General features: G+C 67.6%; 1 protein-coding gene. It reads left to right on the top strand.

What is annotated here, in order from left to right:
- On the top strand, positions 1-411 hold a 411-nt coding region (locus tag I6F21_RS38190), incomplete at both ends, for an ATP-binding cassette domain-containing protein (RefSeq protein WP_225184443.1).

The raw sequence follows: 411 nt of genomic DNA, 5'->3' as shown, positions 1-411 counted from the left end.
GCGCTGCTTGGGCCAAGCGGTTGCGGCAAGTCCACCCTGCTGCGCCTGATCGCGGGGCTGGAACCGCCCACGCATGGTCGCATCCTGCAGGACGACAAGCCCATCAGCGAGCCCGACCCATCTCGTGTGGTGGTTTTCCAGGACCCGACGCTCTATCCGTGGCGCCGCGTGTGGGACAACGTTGCGCTGGGTCTGCAAGCGCGCGGCGTGCTCAATGCAGAGCGTGACCGCGTGAACGACGCGCTGGAACGCGTGGGCCTGGGCGGCTTTCATCGGGCGTTTCCGCATGAGCTGTCGGGCGGCATGGCGCAACGTGTGGCGCTGGCGCGTGCGCTGGTCAACGATCCGCAGTTGCTGGTGCTGGACGAGCCGCTGGGCAAGCTGGATTCACTCACGCGGCTGGCCATGCAG

The organism is Bradyrhizobium sp. NBAIM03 (assembly GCF_020194055.1).
GTDB classification, from domain to species: domain Bacteria; phylum Pseudomonadota; class Alphaproteobacteria; order Rhizobiales; family Xanthobacteraceae; genus Bradyrhizobium; species Bradyrhizobium yuanmingense.
This window is presented reverse-complemented; position numbering and strand designations above follow the sequence as displayed.